Source organism: Syntrophomonas sp., from assembly GCF_028707975.1.
In the GTDB taxonomy this organism is placed as follows: domain Bacteria; phylum Bacillota; class Syntrophomonadia; order Syntrophomonadales; family Syntrophomonadaceae; genus Syntrophomonas.
The window spans coordinates 1-2,765 of record NZ_JAQVZX010000171.1; the positions used below are offsets into that span (position 1 = coordinate 1).

The 2,765-nt window shown below is 43.0% G+C and carries 3 protein-coding genes and 1 pseudogene; 1 reads left to right on the plus strand and 3 read right to left on the minus strand.

Annotation, left to right across the window (positions count from 1 at the left end; all coding sequences use genetic code 11):
- Nucleotides 1-824 (plus strand): annotated as a pseudogene (locus PHP87_RS11785) (MarR family transcriptional regulator); the annotation flags it as partial.
- On the opposite strand, the gene PHP87_RS11790 reads toward PHP87_RS11785, so the two are convergent.
- The 3 genes from PHP87_RS11790 to PHP87_RS11800 all read right to left on the minus strand — a co-directional run.
- A complete protein-coding gene (locus PHP87_RS11790; protein ID WP_299921612.1) occupies nt 821-1,030 on the minus strand; it encodes a hypothetical protein in 210 nt (69 codons plus the stop codon). The pseudogene PHP87_RS11785 and the gene PHP87_RS11790 sit on opposite strands and share 4 nt — an antisense overlap.
- A 153-nt stretch (nt 1,031-1,183) precedes the next feature.
- The gene (locus PHP87_RS11795) at nt 1,184-2,119 is read right to left on the minus strand and encodes an Rpn family recombination-promoting nuclease/putative transposase (protein WP_366942949.1); all 936 of its coding nucleotides are present in this window, start codon (nt 2,117-2,119) and stop codon (nt 1,184-1,186) included.
- A 381-nt stretch (nt 2,120-2,500) separates the two neighbouring features.
- A partial coding sequence (locus PHP87_RS11800) for a hypothetical protein (protein WP_299921614.1) occupies nt 2,501-2,765 on the minus strand: 265 nt, incomplete at its 5' end.

Genomic DNA, 2,765 nt, shown 5'->3' on the forward strand with positions numbered 1-2,765 from the left:
TCTATAGATGGAGCATCATGCAGGCGGAATACGCCACCGATATTGTTTTCAAGAAACAGGCCGATCTCGGGCCGCTCTATGAAACATTGGTGCGCACCGCCGTCCACTCCGTGAAACCGGAGAACATCGCCTCATTCTTGGGGCAGAAGCTCCACTGGAACTACCAGGGCGAAATGGGCAACAACTTCAACACACGCATTCTCGGTACGAGAATTAAGCACCAGATGGGTGCGGTCTCAATCAAAATGTACGACAAATTCGGGATCATCTTGCGGATTGAAACAACCACCAACGATGTCTCCCAATTCCGGCATTACCGTGAAGTTCAGCACCATGACGGTAGCAAAGAAAGCAAGGTCGCCCCGATGAAAAAGAACATCTACAGTCTCTATATCCTAGCCCAGCTGCTGAAAGAACCAAACCGGCGCTACCTGGAATTTATCTCAACCTTTGACGATCCCAGCGACGGTATTAAGAATCTTGCCAAAATCTCCGATCCCGTCAAGAAGGATGAGAGAAGCTACAAAGGCTTCAATTTCTTCAGCCATGCCGATCGTAAGCTTTTTGAAGTCCTGGCCCGGGGAGAGTTTAACATCCAGGGGTTTCAAAACAAGATGATCCGTAAATTCATTCCCGACTTGAGCCCGGCTTCCGTCTCCAGGATCTTGAAGCGCCTTTTGCTCCACGGCCTGATCAAAAAAGTTGCACATACTCACAAATACTATCTCACGAAACTCGGGAAAGCCGTCATCACTACAGGACTTAAAACAAGAGCGCTTTTTATCATCCCCAGCCTGGCTGGAATAGAAGTTTCTGTTGCTTAATTTTCTTTCCAGTTTGCGAAGATCTTTGGGATTAAGGGCCTAACATAGCAGGGCAAATATAATAACACAACAGAACTGTCCCCCTGTGCTCCCAGTACCGCATAACTATCCCCGGCCCGGGCCTGGCTGCCTGAGCTCATTTTAGCCCTGACATCCAGAATTCCTTTCTTATCTTCCGCAAATTCCGCCCTTTTCATTTCGGTCACCGCATCGCCCCCTTTTATTTACAGTATAGCATAGTTATAGAACCCTTTACAGGCACTTAACCTTCTTTTAAAGAGGTTCAGAAAGAAAGACCAGCCACAAGAACCTTCCCCATGGCAGGCGCCCGTGGCAGACTTAGGAACCTCTACCCCTGATTACTGTAGAGCTTCGATTTTTTCCCTACTTAAGCCGGATGCTTGGATAATGACATCAATATCGATCCCTTTATTTATAAGCTTGACAGCTAATTCCTTCATACCTTTTTCTATACCTTTTTCTATGCCTTTTTCTATGCCTTTTTCCATACCTTCTTCTATGCCCTTCTCTATGCCTTCTTTAAGACCTTCCTTGCGGGCTGACTCAATCCTGGTTATCTGATCGCGGATTTCCGCTTCCCTGGCTTCATAAATCATTCTGGCCTTTTCATCCTGGCTTACTATTTCCAAAATACTTAGGGCCTTTTTTATCTCCTCATTTTTAGTGGCCAGCATTTCCATCACTCCTTTGGATTTACCGTCAATAAACTCCATCCACTGAATCAGGGGTTCGCTTTCATCCTTTTCCACAGCTTCATCAAAAAGCTTGGGCAGTTCTAAAAAATGTATCTCCAGGATGTCCGTTAGTTGGTGGCCGGTCTCATCTTCAGTCAAGTGGTAGCTGCTGTGCAGTTTATTAAGGGGAATGCATCTGAAGTCTAATATGTTGATGGTTACGCATTTTTTAAGTACCGCATAACTATCCCCGGCCCGGGCCTGAGAACTATACATTTTACTCCAATAGAATAGGGTTCTGGCTGGCATGAACTGGGTGGGCAGTATCTGAATCTCTATATCTATCTGTTTGCCGGAGCTCATTTTAGCCCTTACATCCAGAATCCCTTTCTTATCTTCCGCAAATTCTCTTAACAATTCGTTGTTGATTATCTCAATACCCGCAAATTCCTCCACCGGCATTTTTAATACTGCACTTAGAAAGGCAATCAGTATATCTTTGTTTTTTTCATCACCGAAAATCAGTTTGAATACGAAATCAATTTTAGGGGACATAATAAAGCGATCATCTATGTTTGCCACTCTTTTTATTTCGGCCACCGCACCACCCCCTTTTATTTACAGTATAGCATAGCTATACTGCACTTTACAGGCTTTGACTTCAAACAGTTGGGGAAGATGGATCCTGTCCTGTCAGCTCGCAAATTGAAGCTCTCCAAGAGAGCCTTTTTTCTTGAATTTAACCACCGGCCAAAAGAATGAATGCAGAGGAAATATAATAAAATCGCCTCTGGTTACAATAGTAACAAAAGGCGATTTCCATCTTGGCAAAGCAATAACTTAACAACTTAAGTGCCTGGCACCTGCTGAACCCTTGGTCGGGCACCTGCTGTACCCCTGGTCGGGAGCTAGCTTTGTTGGACTTACCAGCCACAAGAACCTTTCCCGTGGCAAGTCTAATAACCATTCCTTTGTAAGTTCTTATGTCTTCAAGGTTAGCATTAAAACATTTTCTTTTTTTATATATATGACAGAACCATTTATTTCCTTGAATACATATTGTTCCTTTGTGTCTGCAATCATATATCCTTCTAAAGGATTGCCAAAATCCAAAATGGCCTTTACATCAGATTTTAATAATAAGTCATATTTCTTCATATTATTTAGAGTGGCTATCATATAAACATATGAAATAGCTAAGATAAAGAAAAAATAACTATCTAATAATAACAGGATATTTTGAAGA